General features: G+C 54.2%; 24 protein-coding genes and 1 pseudogene. 18 read left to right on the top strand and 7 right to left on the bottom strand.

Annotated features, from left to right (window positions below):
* Positions 1–457: 457 nt before the first annotated feature.
* From KI367_RS01205 to KI367_RS01180, 6 genes are all read left to right on the top strand, one after another.
* Complete coding sequence (locus tag KI367_RS01205; RefSeq protein WP_212947020.1) at positions 458–2680, top strand: hypothetical protein; 2223 nt, start codon at positions 458–460, stop codon at positions 2678–2680.
* 116 nt (positions 2681–2796) lie between these two features.
* Entirely contained in the window at positions 2797–3993 is a 1197-nt protein-coding gene (locus KI367_RS01200) for a HEAT repeat domain-containing protein (RefSeq protein WP_212947018.1), read from the top strand.
* 43 nt (positions 3994–4036) lie between these two features.
* The gene (locus KI367_RS01195) at positions 4037–5413 is read left to right on the top strand and encodes a glycosyltransferase family 2 protein (protein WP_212947439.1); all 1377 of its coding nucleotides are present in this window, start codon (positions 4037–4039) and stop codon (positions 5411–5413) included.
* Positions 5414–5474: 61 nt separating this feature from the next.
* Positions 5475–6278 carry a response regulator gene (locus KI367_RS01190; protein ID WP_212947017.1) on the top strand — a complete coding sequence of 268 codons (804 nt, stop codon included), beginning with the start codon at positions 5475–5477 and terminating at the stop codon, positions 6276–6278.
* A 93-nt stretch (positions 6279–6371) separates the two neighbouring features.
* The gene (locus KI367_RS01185) at positions 6372–7733 is read left to right on the top strand and encodes a nucleotide sugar dehydrogenase (protein ID WP_036707709.1); all 1362 of its coding nucleotides are present in this window, start codon (positions 6372–6374) and stop codon (positions 7731–7733) included.
* A gap of 17 nt (positions 7734–7750) precedes the next feature.
* Positions 7751–8668, top strand: a complete 918-nt coding sequence (locus KI367_RS01180) for a hypothetical protein (RefSeq protein ID WP_036707710.1) — start codon at positions 7751–7753, stop codon at positions 8666–8668.
* A 68-nt stretch (positions 8669–8736) separates the two neighbouring features.
* On the opposite strand, the gene KI367_RS01175 is transcribed toward KI367_RS01180, so the two are convergent.
* Positions 8737–9159 carry a MarR family winged helix-turn-helix transcriptional regulator gene (locus KI367_RS01175; RefSeq protein ID WP_036707713.1) on the bottom strand — a complete coding sequence of 141 codons (423 nt, stop codon included), beginning with the start codon at positions 9157–9159 and terminating at the stop codon, positions 8737–8739.
* A gap of 147 nt (positions 9160–9306) precedes the next feature.
* Between KI367_RS01175 and KI367_RS01170 the strand changes: the two are divergent.
* Positions 9307–10771 (top strand): annotated as a pseudogene (locus KI367_RS01170) (MFS transporter).
* 241 nt (positions 10772–11012) lie between these two features.
* Here the strand turns inward: KI367_RS01170 and KI367_RS01165 are convergent.
* Positions 11013–11396 (bottom strand): YhjD family protein, encoded by a 384-nt coding sequence (locus KI367_RS01165; protein ID WP_212947015.1) that lies wholly within the window; start codon positions 11394–11396, stop codon positions 11013–11015.
* A gap of 185 nt (positions 11397–11581) precedes the next feature.
* Here KI367_RS01165 and KI367_RS01160 point away from each other — a divergent pair, with 185 nt between their 5' ends.
* The 3 genes from KI367_RS01160 to KI367_RS01150 all read left to right on the top strand — a co-directional run bounded on the left by KI367_RS01160 (position 11582) and on the right by KI367_RS01150 (position 12926).
* Positions 11582–12079, top strand: a complete 498-nt coding sequence (locus KI367_RS01160) for a Crp/Fnr family transcriptional regulator (RefSeq protein ID WP_212947013.1) — start codon at positions 11582–11584, stop codon at positions 12077–12079.
* 3 nt (positions 12080–12082) lie between these two features.
* Positions 12083–12463 carry a VOC family protein gene (locus tag KI367_RS01155; protein WP_212947011.1) on the top strand — a complete coding sequence of 127 codons (381 nt, stop codon included), beginning with the start codon at positions 12083–12085 and terminating at the stop codon, positions 12461–12463.
* A 94-nt stretch (positions 12464–12557) separates the two neighbouring features.
* The gene (locus tag KI367_RS01150) at positions 12558–12926 is read left to right on the top strand and encodes a YuzC family spore coat inner layer protein (protein WP_052146833.1); all 369 of its coding nucleotides are present in this window, start codon (positions 12558–12560) and stop codon (positions 12924–12926) included.
* Positions 12927–12976: 50 nt separating this feature from the next.
* Here the strand turns inward: KI367_RS01150 and hmpA are convergent, their stop codons facing one another.
* Entirely contained in the window at positions 12977–14176 is a 1200-nt protein-coding gene (hmpA, locus tag KI367_RS01145) for an NO-inducible flavohemoprotein (RefSeq protein ID WP_212947008.1), read from the bottom strand.
* Positions 14177–14655: 479 nt separating this feature from the next.
* On the opposite strand from hmpA, the gene KI367_RS01140 reads away from it, so the two are divergent.
* Complete coding sequence (locus KI367_RS01140; RefSeq protein WP_052146834.1) at positions 14656–15351, top strand: YitT family protein; 696 nt, start codon at positions 14656–14658, stop codon at positions 15349–15351.
* A gap of 170 nt (positions 15352–15521) precedes the next feature.
* Here KI367_RS01140 and KI367_RS01135 read toward each other — a convergent pair whose 3' ends face one another.
* Positions 15522–16787 carry an FAD-dependent oxidoreductase gene (locus KI367_RS01135; protein ID WP_212947006.1) on the bottom strand — a complete coding sequence of 422 codons (1266 nt, stop codon included), beginning with the start codon at positions 16785–16787 and terminating at the stop codon, positions 15522–15524.
* A gap of 112 nt (positions 16788–16899) precedes the next feature.
* On the opposite strand from KI367_RS01135, the gene KI367_RS01130 reads away from it, so the two are divergent.
* Positions 16900–17355: a MarR family winged helix-turn-helix transcriptional regulator gene (locus tag KI367_RS01130; RefSeq protein WP_036707719.1), complete on the top strand. Its 456-nt coding sequence runs from the start codon at positions 16900–16902 to the stop codon at positions 17353–17355.
* A 119-nt stretch (positions 17356–17474) separates the two neighbouring features.
* Here KI367_RS01130 and msrA read toward each other — a convergent pair whose 3' ends face one another.
* Positions 17475–18443, bottom strand: coding sequence for a peptide-methionine (S)-S-oxide reductase MsrA (msrA, locus tag KI367_RS01125; RefSeq protein WP_212947004.1), 969 nt, complete (start codon positions 18441–18443; stop codon positions 17475–17477).
* 106 nt (positions 18444–18549) lie between these two features.
* Complete coding sequence (locus KI367_RS01120; protein WP_212947002.1) at positions 18550–19164, bottom strand: TVP38/TMEM64 family protein; 615 nt, start codon at positions 19162–19164, stop codon at positions 18550–18552.
* A gap of 371 nt (positions 19165–19535) precedes the next feature.
* Here KI367_RS01120 and KI367_RS01115 point away from each other — a divergent pair, with 371 nt between their 5' ends.
* The 5 genes from KI367_RS01115 to KI367_RS01095 all read left to right on the top strand — a co-directional run bounded on the left by KI367_RS01115 (position 19536) and on the right by KI367_RS01095 (position 23002).
* The gene (locus KI367_RS01115; protein WP_212946998.1) at positions 19536–20228 is read left to right on the top strand and encodes a TerC family protein; all 693 of its coding nucleotides are present in this window, start codon (positions 19536–19538) and stop codon (positions 20226–20228) included.
* A gap of 237 nt (positions 20229–20465) precedes the next feature.
* Entirely contained in the window at positions 20466–20777 is a 312-nt protein-coding gene (gene yxiS, locus KI367_RS01110; protein WP_212946996.1) for a protein YxiS, read from the top strand.
* Between the two features lie 87 nt (positions 20778–20864).
* Positions 20865–21464 carry a short chain dehydrogenase gene (locus KI367_RS01105; protein ID WP_036707722.1) on the top strand — a complete coding sequence of 200 codons (600 nt, stop codon included), beginning with the start codon at positions 20865–20867 and terminating at the stop codon, positions 21462–21464.
* A gap of 336 nt (positions 21465–21800) precedes the next feature.
* Positions 21801–22205, top strand: coding sequence for an RrF2 family transcriptional regulator (locus KI367_RS01100; protein ID WP_212946994.1), 405 nt, complete (start codon positions 21801–21803; stop codon positions 22203–22205).
* 134 nt (positions 22206–22339) lie between these two features.
* Positions 22340–23002, top strand: coding sequence for a nitroreductase family protein (locus KI367_RS01095; RefSeq protein WP_212946991.1), 663 nt, complete (start codon positions 22340–22342; stop codon positions 23000–23002).
* 123 nt (positions 23003–23125) lie between these two features.
* On the opposite strand, the gene KI367_RS01090 is transcribed toward KI367_RS01095, so the two are convergent.
* Complete coding sequence (locus KI367_RS01090; RefSeq protein WP_036707724.1) at positions 23126–23944, bottom strand: AraC family transcriptional regulator; 819 nt, start codon at positions 23942–23944, stop codon at positions 23126–23128.
* A gap of 197 nt (positions 23945–24141) precedes the next feature.
* On the opposite strand from KI367_RS01090, the gene KI367_RS01085 reads away from it, so the two are divergent.
* Entirely contained in the window at positions 24142–25203 is a 1062-nt protein-coding gene (locus KI367_RS01085) for a Gfo/Idh/MocA family protein (RefSeq protein WP_212946989.1), read from the top strand.
* Positions 25204–25209: the final 6 nt, after the last annotated feature.

The raw sequence follows: 25209 nt of genomic DNA, 5'->3' as shown, positions 1-25209 counted from the left end.
TTATTATCCATTTCAAAGACGAATTGGGACCCGCGGTCCCGCCCGGGACTCGTTTCTTATTTTCAAAAATACGCTGTTTTCCAAAAATGTTGTCGTGGCGCGGGTTTGCGGCCGACGCTTTATCGGACTAAGGTATCAATTTTGTAATCTTTATGGATAAAGATGTTAAAACGACCACAACTTTAGCAATTTTTCAACGTATACATAACCACTCGCCGCTTGGAGCCGGGAATCCTGCAGCCGTTTCGCGATCGAATGGCGCACCGCCGCAACCGATCGGCAGCCGCGGAATTTTTTGCCCGGCCGCAAGGCGGGATAGGTCGCCAGGTTATGAAAATTCCTTCCAGCAGCCTAGTTTACAGATCGGAAAACTTCGTTAAGAATTGAATTATGACAAAAATTGAGAATGCCGGGCCAAGAAAAAGGTCAAAGAAATCGAGGTGGGAATTTTCAGGCGATGATCACACGCAGAACGCTATTCATCTGGATCACGGCAGCCGCCGTTCTCATTGCCGGCGTTTTGGTTGCCGGATTTGCGGCCACCAAAACGCCGGCCATGGCATACAAGGATCAGGATGGAACCCGATTCACGTTTAAAACCGACGGCGACCGTTTTATGCGATACGAAAAGGATGGCGGCTGGAAGGAAATGTTCGTGAAGGGCGTCAACCTGGGCGCGACCGTCCCGGGCCATTTTCCGGGAGAGCTTCCGGCCACGGAGGAAGATTACCTTCGCTGGTTCAAGCAGATCGACGAGATGGGAGCCAACGTCATCCGCATCTATACGGTGCACCAGCCCGTGTTTTATTCGGCGCTTGTGAAATACAACAAAGACAAAGGCAGCGATCCTTTGTATTTCATCCAGGGGATCTGGTCCCCGGAAGAACAGCTGATCGAACGGCAGGACGCCTACGCGGACGATATCGGAAAACAGTTCAAGGACGAGATCAAAAAGGCGGTGGCAGCCGTATACGGCGACGTGGCCGTTTCGCCCAAGTACGGAGCTTCCAGCGGGGAGTATACCGCGAACGCCGGCAAATATTTGATGGCCTGGCATGTCGGAACCGAATGGGACCCGGGAATGGTCAAAAACACCAACGAAAAGCACGGCGGCGTCCCGGTGTACCAAGGCAGCTACTTTGCCGGAACGAAAGACGCCTCGCCTTTTGAAAGCTGGCTGGCGGAACTGCTTGACTATACCGCCGAGCAGGAAAAGCAGTATGGATGGGAGCATCCGGTGACGTTCACCAACTGGGTCACGACCGATGTGCTCAGCCATCCGGGGGAACCTCTTTTCGAGGAGGACATGGTGAGCGTGGACGCGAGACACATTCAGCCTACCGGATGGAAAGGAGGCTATTTTGCCGCATATCACGCTTATCCGTATTACCCGGATTTTTTCCGGACCGATGCCTCGCTGCAGACAATCAAAGACCAGCAGGGGAACTTCAACACGTACAAAGCTTATCTGCGTAAACTGAAGGCCCAATTCAAGGACATGCCGGTCATGATTACCGAATACGGGGTGCCGTCGTCGTTAGGAGTGTCCCATTTCGGGGCCGGCGGCCGGGACCAGGGAGGACATAACGAGCGGGAGCAGGGAGAAATCGACGCTTCGCTCACCCGGGATATTTACGACGAAGGTTATGCCGGAGCCATTTTGTTTATGTGGCAGGACGAGTGGTTTAAAAAAACGTGGAATACGATGCCTTTCGAAATTCCGGCCGACCGGCGGGCATATTGGATCAACGTGCTGACGAACGAAAAAATGTTCGGCTTGCTGGGCATGGTTCCGGGCAAGGAGAAACAGATCGTGATCGACGGCAGCTTAAGCGACTGGGACGGGCTCCCGCAAGGCGAAGTGAAGCATTGGCAGGGCAAGATGGAAGGAATCCGGGACATGCGGATCACGCATGACGAAGGCTATCTTTATCTTGGCATCCGGCTGGACAAAAACTTCGATCCGGCAACGACCAAACTTTATATCGGCTCGGATACGATCGCGGGCGGAAACGAACCTTCCGCAGCGCAGCTTCCCGGCAAAAAGCTGGAGGGAGGCGCGCCGGAAACGCTGATCGAAATCGGAAAAGACGGCGAGTCGCAGGTGGAGATCGCGGCCGACTATGATTTTCATGCCAGGTTGTACGGCAAGGAAGGCTACTGGATGCTGCCGGAGACGAAACCCGGACAGGACAAGCCGTTCCATCCATGGAAGCTTGCGATCAGCCTCCAGATGAACCCGCCGGATACGCGGTTTGCGCATCCGTTTATCGACCAGACCATCGGAATGCTGAGAAGGGGGACGACCGACCGCGGCAAGGCCGAGTTCGATTCGTTGACTTCGTGGCAGTACCGCGGCAACGAAATAGAGATGCGTATCCCTTGGATGCTTCTCGGCTTCGCCGACCCGAGCTCCCTGCAGGTGATCGATTACCGTCCGCTTAAAGACAGACGTGCCTTCAGCACCGTTACGACGGAGGGCATCCGGCTCATTCCGTGGCTCGTCGAGCAGGGCGGGAGCAAGGTCAGCTGGCCGGGCGGCGCGGCGAAGACGCTGAACGTCCGGGACATTGCCCCATATACCTGGAAGCCTTGGGACACGGTGCATTACAGCGAGCAGCTGAAGCAAAGCTACGACGCGATGAAAAAAGTATACGCCGAGCTTGGCGGCAAAAAATGAGCGAAGCGCGGAAGGAGCGTTTACTTAGAGAAAAGCCGAGTGGAGAAGCTGTCTTGCCAACCATGCGGCGGCAAATGGGATAGGATGAAATCAATGGAGGAGGAGGACCCGTAAACATGTTCTCGCATTTATTCGTCGCATATGTGTTTATCTACGTATGCCTCGGGCTGATCGGCCTCGGAATCATGCTGCTGGTTCAGATGAAAATCTCTCATAACAGGGAACAGCAGCGAAGGGAATATTACGAGCAAAAACATCACGATTATTTCGTCTACGTCCAGGCCCATCTTGGGGACGATGCGGAATTGAAGCTGCCTCCCGGCAAGTTGAAGCCGCTGGAGAGGAGCGTGATCCAGGACAAGTTCATCGAATGGATCGAGCAGTTCAAAGGCGATTACCGGAACCGGCTCATCCGGCTTTGCAGGGAAGCCGGATTCGTCGAAGCGGATCTGAAGGCGCTCGGCAGCTTCCGGTACGGCCGCAGGCTTGCGGCGGCTTACCGCCTCGGAGGCATGCGTGCCGAAGAAGCGGTGCCGGGACTGCTGAAAATGCTGCAAAAAGGCAAATACAATTCGATTTCGATCATTATCGCGCGTTCGATCGCCAAAGCCGCCAACCGGCCGGAGGACCTGCTCGACATGCTGCGCAGCCTGCTTTCGCACGGCAAGCCGATTCACCACCTGGCCGCCGACATCCTGCTGGAAACGAAACTCGATGCCGGCAGCATCCTGTTGAAGCTGCTCGACGATCCCGATCCGGGCCTTGTGAAGGTTGGACTGGTCGCGATGTGGGGGCAGGCGGTTCCCGAAGTCATGCCGGTGCTCGGCAGGCTGGTCGGCGCGAAGGAAAAGGATGTGCGCGCCGAAGCCGTCAAGCTGTATCTCAGCACGAATCCTGCGCTTAAGGATGAAACGATCGTGCAGCTGATGACGGACCGCGATTGGGAAGTCCGGGCGGAAGCGGCCAAGGCGCTGGGGCAGCTGCATGCCGCGGGCAGCATCCCGCTGCTGGTCAAAGCGCTCCAGGACGCCAGCTGGAAGGTGCGGCACAACAGCGCAGAAAGCCTTGCGGCTCTAGGCGAAGCCGGATTCGAAGCGCTTTGCCAGGCGGCCGTCACCGGAACGGGAATCCAGCGCGAGGCCGCGCTGCACCGGATCGGGCTGGTGATGGAAGCCGAGCAGAAACACGGGGCGATCGAGCAGATGGTGGCGTACAACAAGAAGCGGCTCATCCACGACCGTTACTTCGGCGTGAAGCAGCCGGTCAAACGAGTGACGGGCGTAGCCGCGGTAGGAGGGGATTACACTGCTTAGAGATACGTTGCTGGTCTACGGCACGGTAGCGATTTATTATGTCATGTTCGTCAATATTTTGTACTTCGCGATTATGGGATTATCCTACCGGAGCATCGGAACCATCGCCAAAAGGGCCAAATATTCGAGTTACCAAACGCTGTCCGGCTCCGAGCTGGTGCCGTCGGTATCGCTGCTCGTCCCGGCCTATAACGAAGAGCTGACGATCATCGAAAACGTCTACTGCCTCATGACGCTGAATTATCCGACGTACGAGGTCATCGTCATCAACGACGGATCGAGCGACGACACGCTATCGGTCCTGATCAAGGAATTCAAGCTCGAAAAGATGCATAATCCGGAGATCCGGGGGACGATCGAAACGCAAAACGTGAGAGGCATTTACCATAATCCCGATTATCCGCATCTCTTTATTATAGATAAGGAGAACGGGGGCAAAGCCGACTCGCTCAACGCCGGCATCAATTTCTCGCATTATCCGCTTATTTCTTCGATCGACGCCGATTCGCTGCTTGAAAAGGACGCTTTGATCCGGATGGCGCGCATGTACATGGAAAATCCGGAGGAGACCGTGGCCATCGGCGGCGACGTCCGCATCGCCAACGGCTGCCTGATCGAAAACGGAGCGGTAAAACGAGTGTCGCTGCCGCGAAAAATATGGCCGATGTTCCAATCCATCGAATATTTGAAGGCATTCCTCGGCGGACGGATCGGCTGGAGCCGGATGAACGGATTGATCATCGTCTCCGGCGCGTTCGGCCTGTTCCGAAAGGACTATGTCATCGCCGTCGGCGGCTACCGGGGCGGTTATCCGGGTGAAGACATGAACATCATCATCAAGCTTCACCGGTACATGCTAAGCCACAAAATTCCTTACAAAGTGGCGTTTTGCCCCGAGGCGGTCTGCTGGACGCAGGCGCCGGACACGTACAAAATCATCTCCAACCAGCGCATGCGCTGGGGACGGGGAAATCTCAAAAACATGATCGAAAACCGCGGGATGTTTTTGAACCCGAAATACAAAATCATGGGTCTCATCACGATTCCTTATAACGTGTTGTTCGAAACCCTAAACCCTTATTTCAGAATCACGGGCCTGCTGGCTCTTGCGGGATATACGCTTTTGGACATGACGCATTGGCGCATACTGCTGACTTTCATGCTTTTGAATTTTCTGAGCGGGTATTTGCTGAGCGTAGGGGCTGTCATTTTGGAGGAAATAGCCTTCCGCCGTTACAAGAAGCTTTCCGACCTGTGGAAAATGCTCCTGTTTTCGGCCCTCAAATTTGTCGGCTACCATCAGCTTGGCGTGCTGTGGCGCGTTCAGGGGCATATCCAGTACCTCCGGAAAAACAATTCCTGGGGCACGATGACAAGGCAAAGCTGGAAGGAAGAAAGCGAAACGGCCTCAACCGCGTGATTCGGGCAATACCCAAACGCTTCCGTTTTTCTCAAATGATTAAGAAAGGTGGTCATCGATAATGCCGGAGTCCTTAACATTAGAACGAAAACAGCAAGAGGGTCTGTATCACAACCTCGAAGAGCGTCTCAACAAAACTTTCCCGGAGCTGTGCGGCGTGATGTTCCTGTATTGCCCCGGTCCTCCGCAGCTGGAGAGTTTGGTGAGTGAATTTTTGCGGCAGGAGACGGGAAGCGATATCGAAGTGCTGAAAGACGCCTCCACGTCCACGCTGGCGGTTTTGCTGCCGGGATCGACCCTGAATCAGGCCCACTATCAGGCGCTGCTGCTTAAGCGGCATTTGGAGGAAACGGTGCCGGAGGCGGATCCGAGGATCACGCTTACCGTGTTTCCGGGACAGGTAGACCCGACGCCGGGCGTGCTCAAGCAGATGGCCGAGTCCGCAAGGCTCGGCCCATCGTCCGATATTCATATTTTTACGAAAGAGGAAGCCGCTTCGGAGCCCGGGCGCATTCTCATCGTCGATAACGACGATACCATCCGCGAGTTTCTGACGATTCGCCTCAACATGCAGGGGTACGAAACGCTGGAGGCGCTCGACGGCACGTCGGCGCTGGAGCTGATCGAAAAATGGGAGCCGGACCTCGTGCTGACGGAGCTGAACCTGTACGGCATCGACGGCCTGCCCTTCATTAACCAAATCCAGAAGCTGCCCGTGGAAAACACGCCGAAAATCGTCGTGCTGACGGAGCAGCGCGTGGAACGGACGATCAGCCAATGTTTCCAGCATGGAGTCGACGATTACATTACCAAGCCATTTTCCCCGGTCGAGCTCGATGCCCGCATACACCGGTGTTTTCAATAAATGGGGGACGATGACAAGGACAAGCCGTTTTTGCATCGTTCAATAAAGATTTTAAGCATGACGAAAATTACATCATATGGAGGTTGAATGCTAGTGAATCAGGAATATGAGCAACTGTTGAACGCGATCGAAAACAAAAAGGCCGTGCTTGGCGTCGTTGGTTTGGGTTACGTCGGGCTTCCGCTCGCCGTCGAAATGGTCAAGCAAGGGTTTACGGTCATCGGCATTGACGTCGACCCGTCCAAAATCGAAAAGATCTACCACGGGGAATCCTACATTACCGACATCTCTTCGGAAGATTTGAAGGCATGCGTCGCCAGCGGCCGCTTCAAGCCGACGACCGATTACAGCATGATCACGGTGATCGATGCGCTCAGCATTTGCGTTCCGACGCCGCTCAGCGAAAATCAGGATCCGGATACGTCCTACATTACGAGCGTGGTCGACCAGATCAAGCTGCATATGAAAAAAGGATTGCTGATCACGCTGGAGAGCACGACCTACCCGGGAACGACCGAAGAGCTGATCCAATACGAAATCGAAGCGCTCGGCTATCGCGTGGGCGAGGACTTTTTCCTCTGCTTCTCGCCGGAACGCGTCGATCCGTCCAATACGCGCTTTAACACGTTTAATACGCCGAAAGTCATCGGCGGAACGACCGAGGCCTGCCTGACGCTCGGCACCGCCCTGTATTCCAAATACGTGCAGCAGGTCGTGCCGGTCTCGACGCCGAAAGTGGCGGAGATGTCCAAACTGCTCGAAAATACCTTCCGCAGCGTCAACATCGCGTTTATCAACGAAATGGCGATGATGTGCGACCGGATGGGCATCGACATCTGGGAAGTCATCGACGCGGCCGCGACCAAGCCGTTCGGATTCATGCCGTTTTATCCGGGTCCGGGCATCGGCGGCCACTGCATCCCGCTGGATCCGATGTACCTGTCCTGGAAAGCGAAAGGTTTCCGGTTCTACAGCAAATTCATCGAGCTGGCGCAATCCACGAACGACAACATGCCGTATTACGTCATCAGCAAAACGTCGACCATCCTGAACGAATACGCCAAGTCGATCAAAAAATCGAACATCCTGGTGCTCGGCATGGCCTACAAGCCGGACATCAGCGACCTGCGCGAATCGCCGGGACTCGAGGTGTACGAGCTGTACAAGGAAAGCGGGGCCAACGTCGAATATTACGATCCGTTTGCGACCAGCTTCCGCGACAAGCATGGAGAGACGGTCCATAGCGTCGCGTACGATCTCGAAAAGTTCAGAAGTTATGACTGCATCGTGCTGATCACGAACCACAGCGGCTTGAATTACGGCGATATCGCGTCCCTGGGCGTGCCGATTCTCGATACCCGCAACGCGTTCAAAAACTTCAGCGAACCTCATATCTACAAAATCGGACATTCCGTCCAGCATGTCCAAGAGCCGGATATGGCTTTGATCGTGTAATGACAAAGGAGGGGAGGATGGGAGAACAGTTCCATGCAAAAGCGAAACCTCGGATCGTCCTGGTCGTCTGCTTCTTGCTGCTCCTGCCCTTCCTGTTTACATCGTCTGCGATGGAAGAACAAAAAGCAACCTGGTTGTGGGACGCGTCATTGATCGAACATCCGGAGCCGATCCTGGACTTCTGCCGGGAGCAGGGAGTCGGCGTGATCTTTTTGCAGATCCAAAAAAACGTGAAGGATGAGCGGTACGGCCGTTTTATCGCCGCTGCCCGCGAGGCCGATATTTCGGTGCATGCCTTGGACGGCAGGCCGGAGTGGGCCTACGAAAAGCAGGGCGGGGAAGCGGAAAAATTCATTGACTGGGTTCTCGACTACAACCGCCATGCTCCGGCGGAAGAACGGTTCGCGGGCATTCAATTCGACGTGGAGCCGTATCAACTGAAGCGCTGGGAGCGGGATCAGGCCGGCGTCGTGGAAGAGTGGAGCCGAAACATGCAGGAATGGACGGACAAAGCACGCGAAGGCGGGCTTTACATGAGCGCGGCGGTGCCGTTTTGGCTCGGGAAAATCGAGACGGAAGACGGCAGGGGGTTAAGCCGGTGGATGCTGGAGCGTTTTGACGCCTTGGCCGTGATGTCCTACCGCGACAGCGGCACCCAAATGGTGGATCTTTCCCGCGGGATGCTGAACGAGGCCGACAGGCTCGGGAAATCCGTCTGGATCGGCATGGAGCTGGGAGAGACGAAGGAAGGGGATCACGTAAGTTTTTTCCGGAAGCCGGTGACGGTCATGGAGGAAGAAATGAAAAACGCCTACCGTCTCAGCGAAGTCCATACCTCGTTTGCGGGACTGGCCATTCATCACTACGAAGCTTGGATCGAAAAAATCGCCGCGGCGAACCCGAAGCGGGAGCCGGGCAGCAGCATGGGCAATTGACATCAGGACAACAGGAAAAAGCGTATTCTGTGGCACGTTCATAGGATACGCTTTTTTGCATGTTGCGTTTATTCGTCGGGATGCTCCCGGCTTATTTTTTGCAGGAGATGGACGAGCTGATCTTCTTCTTCCGGGGTCAGATGATAGGCGATCTTCCGGTTGTGTTCATCCAAAATGGATTGGAGCACGGGCAGCAGCTCCTTCGCTTTGGCTGTCGGGAACAGGAAATGCGAGCGCCGGTCTTTAGGATCGGGCTGGCGCGTAATATATCCGGACTGTTCCAATTGCTTAATGGAGCGGGCCGTCGTGGCTTTATCGAATTTCAGCTGATGGGTCAGCTGGTCCTGGGTGATGCCGGGATGATGCAGAATCGACTTGAGGAAGCTGTGTTGCCCGCCGCTGCCGATGCCGTACGGAGCCAGTTCCTTGGCAAGCCTTTTCTGGTTTTGCCGGTAAAGGTATGAAATTAGCTTGCCGATCGGTTCTTTCATAAGCGGCACCTCTTCCTGATGAGATCCATTCCTGAAAGTTAGTGTATCAAAAACCTGTTGCGCACGCAACTAATATGGGGTACACTGGTACTGTCAATTAGTTGCGTGCGCAATTAATTGACGCAGATGACGACCAGGAGGGCGCATATGGGTTCATTGGAACGTACGTACCAAGAGGATGCGAACATCCAGAAGAGACGCTGGATCATCCTTATTGTTCTTAATTTGTTTACTTTTATGTCCACGCTGGACGGGAGCATCGTGAACATTGCGCTGCCCGTCCTCTCGAAGGAGATGGGTCTGCCGATCGCCCAGATCGAATGGGTAACGACGGGTTACCTGATGGCAATTTGCTGCTTCATCCTCTTTTTCGGAAAACTGGGGGATATCGCCGGCAAAATTCGCATATTTAAAATCGGAACGATCATATTTATCGTCGGGTCGTTGTTATGCGGACTCAGCCATACGCTGCCGTTACTGATCATTTCACGGGTCGTTCAGGCTTTGGGCGCTTCCATGACGATGGCGAACAGCCAAGGCATACTGACCGATATTTTTCCGGCGAAGGAGCGGGGCAGGGCGCTCGGACTCATCGGTACCTTCGTGTCCCTCGGAAGCATTGCGGGACCAAGCCTCGGGGGAATCATCATTTCCTCTTTAGGCTGGGAATATATTTTTTGGGTGAACGTGCCGGTCGGGCTCATCGCGATTGGGATGGAAGGTGCTTCCGGCCGATCTGATCCGGGTCAAAGCGAAAATCGACGCACCCGGCAGCTCGTTGTTCGCCATGTTTATTATAACGCTGTTTGCCGGCCTTTTGCTCGGGCAACAGGCGGGGTACGGCAATTTGTGGATCATCGTTTTGCTTGCAGCCGCGTTGATCGCATTGGTATGGTTTATACGGGCCGAGCTGAATCGCCCGAACGGGCTGGTGGATCTGTCGTTGTTCAAAAATCCGCTGTTCTCGGTCAGCATTTTATGCGGATTCCTCGTATTTACGGCGAATTTCTGTTTTAATATCATCGCGCCGTTTTATACCCAGAACATGCTGAATCTGTCGCCTTCTTCGGCGGGTTTCATGATGATGTTGTTCCCGATATGCATGGTGATCGTGGCGCCTCTCAGCGGCGCCTTATCCGATAAAATCGGCTCCGAGCTGTTGACCTTTGCCGGACTGGTCGTGATGGTCGTGGCCCAGTTCGGGCTCGCCTGGCTTCACGAAGGCAGCTCGCTTGTCATTGTCGGCGTCTGGATCGCCATGCTTGGCATCGGCAGCGGTTTGTTCCAATCGCCAAACAATTCCCTGATCATGTCCCAGGTGCCGCGCACCCAGCTCGGCTCTGCAGGGAGCGTCAACTCGCTTGTCCGGAACGTGGGCATGGTCGTCGGCATTACGGTGGCGACGACGATATTGTTCCATGTCATGAGCGCCAAGGCCGGGCATCGCGTGACCGGGCTTGTTCCCGGGCGTCCGGACATTTTCCTCCACGGAATGCACGCCGTGTTTATCACTTCAGCTAGTATTTGTCTCGTTGCCGCCGTATTGACCGGCTGGCGAATGTTCCAGGCGAAAACGGCCAAACAGGCGAAACAACCGGCTGCCAAGCATTAAATCCGAAGCGGCGCTTCCGGGCATGCGGATTTCGGGACGCTGCCGCGGGTGGAACGGGCGTCCAGCGGAACTTGCGTGCAGCTTATGCTAAATGGGGCGAGCCCCCCGGTTTAACTTAAAAGCCCCTGCGGTTGCAGGAGCTTTTTTTCTTTCGCCTGAACAAATCTTTTCCCCTCGGCGGTCGAGAAGCCGGTTGGCCAGTTCGGCTCCGAAGCCGTATTGCCGGAGGATGATCCTGCCGTTATCCCGGCTCGGGGCCGATCCCCAAATAAACGCATAGCTCGCAAGCCGTTTCCGCTTTGACGTAAGACCACAGCATAAAAAAGCGCCGCTGGTATCCCCGGCACAAATAGAGGGCTTCCATTCCTTTTTCGTTCCGGGTTTCCTCGTATACCCGAATGCCGCGGGCCCGCATCGCCTTGCGGATCTCCGCCAGCCGTCGCACCGCTTTTTGCTGAACGCCCGACAAACCGCGGATATACACCTCCGGCAGCTTGAGGGCGAGCGTCTTCAGCGTCCGGATGTCCCGTTCCAGCACATCCAGCAAAACGACGTGCAGCATATAGCTTTTGACAAGTACCGAATCTTCTTCGTCCGGCACGGGGGGGAGAGCGGATGCTTTCATGAGAGCACTTCCTTGCATCACGAATAGGAACGCATGTTCTATTTATATTCATGTTACGCGAAAAGGATGCATTCCGGCAACAACCAAATCTTTGAAATGAGGCCGGATTTTTTTTGGTATAATAATACCCATTGGCAGTCCGGGCCAGAAGCTATCCATTACGAAACCGGGGAGGATGACATCTTATGATTTTGCATAAAGGGGAAGTATTATTCCATCAGGGGGACAGCGGCGAATATTTGTACCATATCAAAAGCGGGCTTTTTAAAGTGACGCGCCTGCACAAAAACGGGAACATGGTGCTTTTTAACATCTTGTATCCCGGGGAAACGGTGCCGCATCATTCCCTCATTACCCCGAAAGAAACCCACGGATCGGCCATTGCCCTTATGGACAGCGAGGTAGAGCGGATCGTGGCGGAGGATTGGTACCGCGAATTGCGGGAGCATCCGGAAAAAGCGCTGGAAATCGCGCTGCTGCTTCAGGAAAAGGTGCGGTTCATGCAAAAAAGGCTGGACCACCTGACGGTAGGGACGCCGGCGGAGCGGCTGGCGCTATTGACCGAATGGCTGAACGATTATTCGCACGGCGTGCATTTCACCGACCTGCTGACGCAGGAGGAAATCGGGCAGCTGATCGGGGTTCGGCGGGAGACGATCAACCGTTTGTTAAGGGGGCATTAGCGGATGCTGCATCACGTGGAAATCAATGTATCGGAGTTGGGGCGGAGCCGGGAATTTTGGGAATGGTTTTTGACGCGGCTCGGTTACGAGCTTTATCAGGATTGGGATCAGGGGTTCAGCTTCAAGCACGGGAAAACGTATCTCGTATTCGTGCAAACGGAGGAGCGGTTTTTGGACGCCCCGTACCACAGAAAAGCGACAGGGCTCAACCATCTGGCTTTTCATGCGGAATCCCGCGCCGAGGTCGACGAGATGGCTTCTTTGCTGAAACAAAAGGGCGTCAAGCTGCTGTACGAGGACCGTTATCCCTACGCAGGGGGGCCGGAGCACTACGCGGTTTTTTTCGAAGATCCGGACCGGATCAAGGTGGAGTTTGCGTGCTAAAGGATGAAGACGCCTGGCGTTTGAGGGACCTCACAAAATCCGAACCGGGCACATATACTGGGGTAACCGGATGTGCAGAAAGGAGATCGCTCCCATGGGTTACCCCCCGTATCGGGCATGGTATGCGCCTTATCCGTATCCCCGCCCGGCCCGCGTCTGGGCCCGCGAATATCCGCAGGTCAAAACGGAAATTTTGAACCGGTCCCTGCAACACACCTACGGGCTGATGGAGGACGGTTACAAGGTTTTGAACAAGCTGTCCGAACATTCCTTTGCGGTTCAGGTCATGAGGGCCGCCCAAACGGGAAATAAGCAGGAGGTCGACCGGCTGATGAAGTCGATCGGCGCGTCGAACCCCGTGCAGACCGATTTTTCCCCGAGCGGGATCGGTATTACGCTGGGTTCGCCCCAGCCGACCGCCTGCTGCAAATTAGCCGTATTTTTGAAGTGGGGAGAAGGCTAAAAAAGAAAGGGATATTTGCCCTCCTGGAGGAGCAAATATCCCTTTTCGTTTTACAGCGTGCCGGCCGGGCCGAAAAATTCGTAGTGGATCCGTTCTTCCGGTACGCCCCACTCTTTCAGCGCCTTGTTCACCGCGCTCATGAACGGAACCGGTCCGCAGAAATAGAAGTCCGAATTTTGCGATACAATTTCCTGAAGCCAAGGCAGGTCGATGTATCCGGTTTTGTGGCAGAAGCCCTGGCCAAGCGGTTTTTCGTAGCAAATGTAGGATTTCAGGTTGTCGTGCGAAGCATCCAGCTGCTCGATATGCTCCCTCATGGCGTGGAAGCTTTCGTTGATGGCCGCATGAATGAACGTTACCTTTCGTTCAGGCTGCTCTTTCAGAACCGTCTCCAGCATGCTGACCATCGGGGTCAGGCCGACGCCGCCGCTGATCAGCACAAGCGGGATCGTCTGGGTCATATCCAGCGTAAACGTGCCTGCAGGCGCGCTGATTTCGAGCACGTCGCCTTCCTTCACTTGATCATGCAGGTAAGTGGAAACAACGCCTTCGGGTTTTCCCGGCGCTCCGCCTTCCCGTTTCACCGAAATCCGGTACGCGTCTCCGCCCGGAGCGGCGGACAGGCTGTAATGGCGGATTTGCGCGTAAGGCTGATGTTCAGGCTTCACGCGCACGGTAATGTATTGTCCGGGAAGATAGCCGGAAATCGCCCCGCCGTCCTGCGGCTTCAAATAGAAGGAGGTGATGACGTCGCTTTCCTTCACTCTGCGTTCGACGACGAACGGACGGAATCCGGCCCAGCCGCCAGGAGCGTTTTCGGCCTCGCGGTACATTTCGGCTTCGACGCCGATAAAGGCATCGGCGATGACGCCGTACGCTTCGGCCCAAGCATTCATGATCTCAGGCGTGGCCGCATCGCCCAGCACCTTTTTGATGGCTGCAAGCAAGTTTTCGCCGACGATCGGGTAATGCTCGGGTTTTACGTTGAGCGCCCGGTGTTTTTGCGCGATCTGTTTTACGGCAGGCAGGATGTCTTCCAAACGGTCGATATGCGCCGCGGCCGCATACACGGCGTTGGCCAGCGCCGTTTGCTGTTTTCCTTCCCGCTGGTTCGCGTGGTTGAATATGTTGAGCAGTTCGGGATGGTTTTCGAACAGCAGTTGGTAAAAGGCGGTCGTAATGGCTTTTCCGTGCACTTCCAAGACCGGAACGGTCGATTTGATGATGTCGATGGTTTGTTTCGTCAGCATAACGAATTCCTCTTTTCTTGATTATGTGTCGTGCTTTCTTCTTAAGTATAGGAAAGGCGAAACAGGCGAATGGTGATTCTGGTCACATCAAACATTGACAATGTGTGAACATCGGAACAAGAGAAAAAGGAGGAAAAAGTGGAAGTTATATGGAAATTTCGAACGATTTACTTACCCGGCTGTTTAGCAACGGTCCGAAATGTGTTATAATAAAAATGTAACCAAACAAAAAAAGAAAGGATCAGGATACCATGTGTCCCCGAAGGAACCATCCCCAAAGGACGATTTGGAAACGTTATGATCTCTCTTACACGTAGCTCCCTTTCGTAGAGAAAAGTCACCTGGACAACCAAGGACGAATGACAAACTCTGCGAAAGAAGGAACTTCACATGCGAAGGACCAAGTCCCGCAGGTCCCGTACTTATCGCAGAGGTTTGCCAGACTCCTGACTAACCTACGACGATAAGAGGGAACCTGTATGAGAAAGAAAGACCATTTGATTTCTAAGTTTTCATCCATTGCAATGATGCTTTTCGGAACTTTTTTGCTGGCTTTTGCGTATTTTCACATCAATTTTCAAAATCATCTATCGGAAGGCGGATTTGTCGGCTTGTCCTTGCTCGGCAAATACGTGCTTGGGGTCAATCCGGCGCTGAGCACGCTGCTGCTGGACATCCCGGTCATTTTGATCGCCATGTTTTTGAAAGGCCGCAAGTTCGTCATGAACACGCTGCTTGCGACGTTATCGTTTTCTATTTTTTACGAACTTTTCGAACGTTATTCGACGCTGGTCATCGACCTGCGCGATAATCTGCTGCTGGCGGCGCTGTTGTCCGGACTGGTCACGGGGTTTGCCACAGGACTGGTTCTCCGATTTGGGGGAGCTACCGGCGGAGATGATATTTTGTCGCTGCTCATTAGCCGCTGGAGCGGGCTTAAGGTAGGTACCGTATTTATTCTATTGGATGCCGCCGTATTGCTGCTGTCCCTGTTTTACATGCCGCTGAAGGAAACGCTGTTTACGATTTTGGCGGTAGGCATCGCCGGGCAGACGATCACGCTGACGGTTTCGTTCCGCAAGGGAAAAACGGTCGATCCCGTCGTTCCCGAACCGGCTGCTGCAACGCCCAAAAAGGCAACCAAGCCCGTTCATGCGGTGCGGAGTGCTCACTGACGGATAACCGTCCGATTCTTGAAACAAGGATCGGGCGGTTTTTTGTGTTTTTTAAACGAAACGGTGATCAACGGGCAAAAACTTTTTCCCTGATGCCGATCGACATTCGGCTGGAAAGAGTTGTGCCCGCAGGAATCGTGGGTTGGCCAGCTCGGGGCCGGGTGATGGAGTCATTCCGCAGTTAGTGATTTGTTTGACCATGAACGAATCCGTGGTATGGCACGCAACATGACCCAATTCATTAGGGGATTCTTTATGGTGAATCGTTTCAACATCGTCTTGGATGCTTCCACTTCACGAAAGGCATACTTGCTCATCTCCTCTTGGTAAGAAGCGACGGCCTTCTCAAGCGGCGTGCCTTCGATTGCGGCAGTTTTCAGCTTTTCGGCGAGTAGGGCCGCATCGCGCAAAGCGGTGTTGCCTCCGTGCGATCCAGTGGGGGGCATGACATGTACCGCGTCTCCCATAAAGGCGAGTCGGGAGACCGGCCACGCAGCCGGCTTTTTTGCCGCTTTAATGGTTACCGCCATGGTGTAATCGAGGTCGGATTGCTCCACGAAACGGCGCAGCACGGGGTGAAAGTCTTGGGCAGCCTTCAATGCAAGTTGTTGCAGCATCTCCGAGCGAGGTTTTCCTTGAGGTTCCGGAAATTGCTCTTTTGGCAAGAGAAGTGCCCACATCACATAATCGTCGGTAATTGGCGGTATTTGATCCATTCCAAAGCGTGGAAAAGCAGTCTGCGGAGACTCGCGGAAGTTCATCGTGGTAAAGAAGAAGCCGCGACTCGAGGGGCCGATGGCAAATACTCCGCTGGTTTTCAGCGGGCGGGGAACGATCGAGCGGCCGTTTTGGAAAAGCAGCGTGCGGCCGTAAATCGCCCAACGATCGGTATCCTCCGGTTCGCAGTCCGGCAAAAAGGATTGGCGCAAAGCTGAATTTACGCCATCGGCACCGACCACGAGCGAAGCATGGACACGGCTTCCGTCCGAAAAGTGAAGCGTTGCCCCATCGGATGTCGTCTCGGCACGGACCGCCGCTTTGCCGTAGTGCACCCGATCCCGAAGCCCTTCGAGCATAATGGTGCGAAGCGTTTGGCGATCGGCTTGCCGCGGTGTTCGCAAATCCGTGCCGCTCGGATCACCTTGAAAAGCGAAACGGAATACCTCGCCAAGGTTCTGATTGGTTATCCGCATGTATCCAATCTCGGCGGTAGGCGAAGTGGTGGCCAGAAACAGCTGGAATAAATGAGGAGGCAGGCAGCGCTGAAGTCCCGCGATTCCGTGTTCGTCAAGAGTGATCCGGTATCCTTGGCGGCGGGCATGCGGCGCCGGATCACGTTCATAAATCTGCACGTCGAATCCGGCTCGAAGCAATGAATGGGCCAAGCACAAGCCGCTTATGCCAGCGCCGGCGATGGCTACTGAAATTTTGGACATGTTCGTACATCCCCTTTTTAATTTTGCTTTTCAGCAAATGAATGATAAAATAGTATTGAATCATTTATTTTATCTCATGAGATAAAATAATATTAAACGGAGGATGATACGAATGTCAAGAAATCAAATCATACATATTCTTTCGGAAGAACTGCGCGATAACAGTACGGCAACGATCCTGTTTCATGAGGCCATTGCCGCGAAGCTGGGGCTAAATTCCACCGACCACAAATGCTTGGACGTCATATTGAAAAACCAGCCCCTCACGGCGGGGCAGCTTTCCGCTTTGACCGGATTGACGACGGGTGCCGTCACAGGGGTATTGAACAGGCTGGAGCAGGCGGGATACGTCTCCCGAGTGCAAGATCCCCAAGACAAAAGACGTGTCGTTATTTGCATCGACCAGGAGAAGGCGGCAAAAGATATTGTTCCGCTCTTTGAGTCCTTCGGAAAAGATTTGGATCAAATGTTATCGAGATACGATGATGCGGAACTTGAAAACATTCTCGATTTTATCAGACAATGCAATTTCTTGTTGAAGGATTTCACGAAAAAAATGAATATATGATGTGCAGATGCCTTATGCCGGAAGTCGGGAAGAATGGTCGGGGGATAATCAAAGGAAGGGGCTTTCATAAAAAATGGATAGGGAGAGGCATGTGCCGTCCTACCCTATCCATGCGTGATTTATTCAAACAATACCTTATATTCCCCGTAACCCTGCTCCTCGAGTTCTTCCTTCGGAACAAAGCGCAGCGCCGCGGAGTTGATGCAGTAGCGAAGGCCTTCGGGGCCCGGACCGTCGTCGAATACGTGACCGAGATGCGAATCGGAGCTTTTGCTGCGGACCTCGGTGCGAACCATCATATGGCTCAGGTCGAGCTTTTCCTTGATGCTGTAATCGCGGATCGGGCGCGTGAAGCTCGGCCAGCCGCAGCCGGAATCGTATTTGTCCCGCGAGCTGAACAGCGGCTCGCCGGATACGATGTCGACATAAATGCCTTCGCCGTGGTGATCCCAAAACTCGTTTTGGAACGGGGGTTCGGTCGCGTTGTTTTGCGTCACTTCGTATTGCAGCGGCGTCAGGCGCTGCTTCAAATCGGTTTTGTCTGTTTTCGGGGCCCATACCTTTTCCAAAAAGTCTTCCCGCCCGGAGCCTTTGCGGTAACGTTTGTAATGTCCCGGGTTCTTTTTGTGGTAATTCTGATGGTATTCCTCGGCCGCATAAAACGGTTTGGCCGGCAGGATCGGCGTCACGATCGGCTTGTCGAAGCGTCCGCTTGCCGCCAAAGCCGCTTTGGACGCCTCGGCCAACTGGCGCTGCTCCTCCGTATGATAAAAAATCGCCGTTTGGTAAGATTGCCCGCGGTCATGGAATTGGCCGCCCGCATCGGTAGGGTCGATTTGCTGCCAATACAGCTCCAGCAGTTTTTCGTAAGGGAAAATGTCCGGGTTGTACGTAATCTGCACCGCCTCGACATGTCCCGTCGTATCCGAGCATACCTCTTCATAGGTAGGGTTCTCTTTATGTCCGCCCGTATAACCCGATACAACCTCGACGATGCCGGGCAGATCTTCAAACGGGGCTACCATGCACCAAAAGCATCCGCCTGCGAAGGTCGCTTTTTCCTGATGTGCCGCTTGTATTTCGCTCATGATATCACTCCGCTTTCATCTATTTTTCGTAAATCCAATCGTATTGAAACAATAACCTTATACAATGATTATAATCGATATGGCGCACGAAAACCAAGGACCCCCTTTAAGCGGATGGGAGCTTTTTGCGTTTGCGGTAAAGGTGCAGCATCAGTCCAAGCAGCAGCACGTAACCCGCGAACACGAGGACGGAGCCGAGCGGGTGTTTGGTCCCATTGCCGCCCAGAAACGCATAAACCAAAATGCCGGGAAGTTTGCCGAGGCCGGAAGCGGCCGTATACGTCCAAAAAGGGATCGAGGCGACGCCTGCGAACACGTTTACGGCCATTTGCGGAAGGACCGGGATCAGCCGTCCGGCGGCCACGCTCATGAAAGGATGGGCTTCAACCCAGGCGGTAAACGACTGCAGCATGCCGAATTTGTTCAGGTATGTCCTGGCCTGCTCGCGCAGCACCGTCCTCGAAAGGGCGTAAATGACGCTCCCTGCGATCATCGTCCCGAGCCAGCTCACGGCGGCGGCCCAGAACGTGCCGAAGGAAAAGCCGAGGGCGGCAATGACCAGTTTGTAAGGGATGACCGGAAACAGGGCGACCAAGGCCGAAAGGCAGACGAGCACAGGAAAGGAGCCGTGCTTCTGCATGTAATTTACGATGTCGCTCCGGTAGATCAAGGCGATCACAAGAACCGCCGCGTACAGGGCGGCAAGCAGCCATTTTTTCATCGGTTTCCTCGCTTTTAGGGATTCGTTTCATCCATCATATCAAATGTGGAAAGAAAATATAAAACAAACTATAGCCATGTTCCAAACCGTCTGCTATAATGATCTCAACAAATGAATAGTTCCCAAAGGGGAGTAGCTCATGCAATAAAGTCGTCATTACGGGATAAGGATCCCCGGCTTTATTGGCAACATAACGTTGTTTTGCGAGACCTTTGCCTGATTTTCATTAGGTAAAGGTCTTTTTTGGTGAAAAAAAAAAGCGCCGTTTGCCTAATGAAGGTAAGGGCGCTTTTTTCATGCGGCGGACTAGTCATAGCAATCATTTTATTCGGGGAAAGGCATTTCCCTACAAAAAGAAAGGTGGAAGGAAAATGGAATTGTTAACCATGGCTTTTTGGACGGCGCTGCTGTCCATCGTCATCATTGACCTGGTGCTGGCCGGAGACAATGCCATCGTCATCGGTCTTGCCGCGCGCAACGTTAGAAAAGAAGATCAAAAGAAAGTGATCGTGTGGGGGACGGTCGGAGCGATCATCATCCGGGTCATCGCCACGCTGCTGGTCGTTCAATTGCTTTTGATCCCGGGCCTGCGGCTCGTCGGCGGGCTGGCGCTCGTCTGGATCGCTTATAAGCTCCTGATCGACGAGAAAAAGCATGATATTTCGGCGGGCAACCAGATGTGGGCGGCGATTCGCACGATCATCATCGCGGACGCCATGATGGGGCTGGACAACGTGCTGGCCGTTGCCGGCGCCGCGCACGGGGATTTCCTGCTCGTCATTATCGGTCTGGCCATTTCGGTGCCGATCATGGTGTGGGGAAGCACGCTGATCGTGAAGCTGACGGAACGTTTCCCGGTGATCATCACGATCGGGTCGGCCATTCTCGCCTGGACCGCTTCGAAAATGCTGGTGGAAGAACCGCTGGTCCACGATCTTTTCGCGAATGCGGTGCTGAAGTACGGTTTCGAGCTGGTGGTGGTTGCCGCGGTCGTGCTGCTGGGACTCTGGTCGAAAAAGAAAAAAGCGGAGGCTGCCAAAGGCCGGGCGGTCGGCATGAGCTGAATCGTCTTTCCTGTTCAGTTTCTTTCAACGAAAAGGTATAATGTGTAACGATCCTTGTTTTGCTAAAATCGCAAGAAGGACGTTGCGCATGCGTAAAACTACCGCTTAGCGGCGGGTTACCGCAAGGGGCGTCCAAAAGGCGCAGGACCGGTAATCCCGCCGCTTTTGCCGTCATGGAGGATAACGAAAGGCTTACGGCCTGGCGGCTTGGATAAAAACGAAGGGGAAATGCAAAAAATGAACGAATACCGCAAACAGGTTGAAGAAGGCATCGTGGAAAGCTACCGTCAGGACGAGGATATGATGATCCTTGTGTTCGCGCAGTGGTGCGTCAATGAAGGTCTCGATCCGGAAGAGCTGTACGGAAAAGCTTATCCGCAGCAGCAGAGCAATGAACGGCTGAAGCGGGTCCTGGAGCTGACGGTGCCGAAGGAGGAGGCCGGCCCCATCCCGGACGAAACCGTCCTTGGCGTGTTATCGCTGTTCGGCAACGAGGATTTGGCTTTCGTCGTATCCGAGGCGATCTCGAACCGACCGCCGCGAAAATGAATCGAAGCGGCGTCGCCGCCTAGACGGGCCTATGTTAAAATTGGTAAAAGCGGACTGTGAATAATCGATAAAAGCGGGGATGCAAAAATGAAAATCATTGTTGTGGGAGCAAACGGCACGCTGGGGAAGGCCATCTGCGATGAGCTTTCTCCGAAGCATGAGATCATTTCCGCCGGCCGGAGCGCGGGCGACGTGACGGTCGACATCACTTCGCCCCAAAGCATCCGGGCGATGTACGAACAAACCGGACGCGTCGATGCCGTCATCTGCGCCGCGGGCGATGCATATTTCGGACGTTTGGAGGAACTGACGCCGGAACGCAACGAAATCGCCATTCTGAGCAAGCTGAAAGGGCAGATCAACTTGGTGCTGCTCGGGCAGGATTACGTGAACGACCGCGGCAGCTTTACGCTGACCACCGGCATCATTATGGATGACCCGATCGTCGGCGGGGTTTCTTCGGCAATGGCGGGAGGAGCGGTCCGGGCATTCGTTCAGGCCGCTGCCATCGAGCTGCCGCGGGGGATCCGGATCAACAACGTAAGCCCGAACGTGCTTGAAGAATCGATGGACAGCTACGGGCCGTTTTTCCCGGGTTTTGAACCGGTTCCGGCGGCACGGGCCGCCAAAGCATACCGCAAAAGCGTCGAAGGCGCGCAAACCGGACAAACCTATAGGGTGTATTAATCAGGGTCATGTTTTGAAACGAATCCACTGAGCGGGTATAATAAAATTCATCGACTGGGCGGATAGAGCACCCAAAGAGTCATTTCAAAGAAGAAGCAATCTCCCTGCTTGGCGAGGGCGAGGAGATTGCTTTTTTTACTATTTTATGCCGAAACAGCCTTCATGTCCCTGCGCTTCGGACGTACTGCAGCCGCGGAAAGAACCCTCCAGGTTCATGCATAAAGCGGCGGCGGATCCCATGCAAACGAAGCGTGGAAACCTTCGGAGATCGAAGCATCGCCGGGATAAAGAAATAGGTTGTGAACTTGTGCTACACTGTAAACAGGAGGGATTCATATGATATGTAACCGGAGCGCCCCGATCGGTCCGCCGCGTTTCGGCACTGCCGTGCATGCCCTGATCTTGCTGGCCAAATGCGAAGGAATGCTTTCCAGCGCGGCCATTGCCTGCGATGTCCAGTCGCATGCGACGTTCCTCCGCAGGGTATTGGCGCAGCTCACGCATGCCGGTATCGTCGAAGCGAGGGAAGGACGGAACGGGGGATACTATCTGAAGCGCCGTTCGGATCAAATTACGCTGGCGGATATTTTTTTGGCTGTCCAATCGGATTGCACCGAGCAAGAGGTCCGAGAGGAATGCGCACCGGGCCGGCAAAAGCTCGAAGCCATTATGGAAGAAGTGCAGAAGCAGACCGTCGAACTGCTTAAACAGCATACGTTAGCCGATTTGATGCAAGAATAATTAAAGGATTGCAATGTGAGCCGAAACGTTATATACTGTTGTCATTAAAGTTGCAGTTGGAAAGTTCGACTGCATTTTATTTTAAGATATACTGTGCCTGTACTGAGCACAGTAACAATGAGGAGGAGAGAAGCATGTCCGTTTCACCATCGACCCAAACGGTAGAGCAGCAGCAGTTTTTCAACGTTATTCAGGATCGGCGGTCCGTCCGCAGCTATGATCCCCAAGCCAAAATTTCGCGGGAGGAAATGAACGAAATCCTGCAGCAAGCCACGCTGGCTCCTTCGGCCGCCAACCTGCAGCCGTGGCGGTTTCTCGTCATCGACTCGCAGGAGTTGAAGCAAAAACTGCTTCCGATCGCCAACGACCAGCAGCAAGTGATCGAGGCTTCGGCCGTCATTGCGGTGCTTGGGGATTTGGAGGGCTATAAGTTGGCCGATAAAATTTACGGCATGGCGGTCGATGCGGGTTACATGCCTGCAGAGACGGCTACATCGTTCGTGGAGCGCTATCAAGGGCTGTTTAAGAGCATGCCCCGGGAGACGGTTCGCCAAAAAATATCCATTGACGCCGGATTGGTATCCATGCAGCTTATGCTGGTCGCTCGCGCTAAAGGGTATGATACGGTCCCGATGGGCGGCTATGACCAGGCTAAATTCGTAGAAGCGTTCGATATTCCGGAGAGATACGCTCCCATTATGCTGATCGCCATCGGCAAGGCGGCGAAGCCGGGACACCCGACGGTAAGATTGCCGATTGAGGACGTCGCTTTCTTCAACGAAATGCCTAAGGAATAACAAAATACAACTATCAGCCATTGGAATCCAATGCCTTTGTAAATAAAGCTCCCCTGCCTACTGCCGGGGAGCTTTCCTGCTTGAGCAAAATTTCCTTTTTCTTCTGAACGGTCGAATCCGCCTTCAAATCTGCTCGCGGCTTTCCATCCGGTATTCCTTCGGCGATTTCCCGAACCGGGAACGGAATACGCGGTGGAAATACGTATAATTCGCAAAGCCCGAAGTTTCGGCGATATTTTCGAGGGACATCGGGCTGAAAATGATTTTCTCGCGGGCCATGTCGAGCCTGACGTCAAGCGTATATTGCATAATGCTTTTGCCGAACGCCTCCTTGAACAGGTGCACCGCGCGCGATACGCTGATCCCGACGTGGGCCGCGACATCCTCCAGCTTAAACGATGAAGAGGCGTTTTCCTCGATGTAGTGCTTGATCCGGTGAGCCAGGTACGTTTTCGGGGTCGTGGATGGATGCTCCCGCAGAAGGCGGTCCGTCTCCAGACATAAAATGCGCATGTAATACCCCGAGATTTCGGGAAAAGGATTGGAGATTTTGCGCTGCTCCAGCACGATTTGCCTGAAAAGGCCGATGATCGTTTCGTTGAGGGGGACCCGGATTTTCGTCGGGCGTTTTTGCCGGTTCCACCATTCCTCGATCCAGCTGCCTCCGAAAAAGATATGGTAATCCCCGCTTTCGACCGCAAGCTCGTTTTGGGCGTTCAGCTCCTCGTCGATTTTCAGCTCATACGGCTCGTCCGGCGAAAAAAGGAGCAGATCCCCGGCCTCGACGGGCACCATCTCCCCGCCGACGCGGGCCCGGCATCTTCCGTCCGTCTGCAGGCGCATCAAATAATTTTTGACCCCGTTCATTTCGCTCATGTAAAAGGGTTTGTGGTGGAATGAAAATCCTGCCGTATAGATATGAACCGATTGATCCGTAGACATAAAACTAACTCCTATAGCGTAAGTGGCTTGTCCGCAGGGAACCGCCGATTTTGGTTCGGGAAAAATCCCGGTCAAAAAAATAATGACCAGATTGTTCATGTTTTAATCATATTATTCATTTTAATATAAACGAATTCGGAATACCATGGGTACTAGATTGTTGATTCAACCTTCTACCTCATGAAGGAGTGTGAAGCATGGACACCAAAATGAAAGCAGGCATCGTCGGCTGCGGCAACATCAGCGCCATTTACCTGGAGAACCTGAAAAAAAGCCCCGTTGTCGACGTGGTGGCCTGCGCCGACGTGGTGCTTGAACGCGCCGCGGCCCGGGCGGAGGAATACGGGATTGCAAACGCATACACGGCAGCCGAACTGCTGGCCGACCCGGAGATCGAGCTGGTCATTAACCTGACCGTTCCGGGGAGCCATGCCGAAATCGATATCGCCGCGCTGGAAGCGGGCAAACACGTGTATGCCGAAAAACCGCTGGCCGTCTCGCTGGAGGATGGTAAGCGCATACTTCAGACCGCCGATAGCAAAGGTCTCCGCGTCGGCAGCGCGCCGGACACGTTCCTCGGATCGGGGATTCAAACGGCCAAGGCGGCCATCGAAGGCGGCATGATCGGCAAGCCGGTGGCGGCCGCAGCCTTTATGATGAGCGGCGGGCCGGAGGGCTGGCATCCGGATCCCGAATTTTTTTACGCCCCCGGCGGCGGGCCGATGTTCGACATGGGGCCGTATTATTTGACGGCGCTGGCGGAGCTGCTGGGTCCGATGGACCGGATCAGTTCTTCGGCCGGCGCTCCGAGCGCGACGCGAACGATCGGTTCGGGACCGAAGGCCGGCCAGCAAATCCCGGTGCTTACGCCGACGCATCTGGCCGGAACGATCGATTTCAGGCAGGGCGCCATCGCCACCGTGATTACAAGCTTTGACGTCAAAGGCGGCGCAAGCCTGCCTTGGCTCGAAATATACGGCACGGAAGGGACGCTCATCCTTCCCGATCCGAATTTCTTCGACGGGGACGTCAAGCTCCGCCGCAGCGGATCGACCGAGACCGAAACGCTGGCTCCGGCATTCGAATGCGGAAGAAACGAGCGGGGGCTTGGCGTGAACGACATGGTTGCGTCGATCCGGGAAGGCCGCGGCCATCGGGCGAGCGGAATGCTCGCTTACCATGTGCTTGAAGCCATGCATGCATTCCATACCTCTTCCTTGAAGGGCGAGCATGTAAAGCTGGAAAGCACCCTGCCTTGAAAAATA

The sequence above is a fragment of the Paenibacillus cookii genome (assembly GCF_018333375.1).
Taxonomy (GTDB): Bacteria; Bacillota; Bacilli; order Paenibacillales; family Paenibacillaceae; genus Paenibacillus_AQ; species Paenibacillus_AQ cookii.
This window is presented reverse-complemented; position numbering and strand designations above follow the sequence as displayed.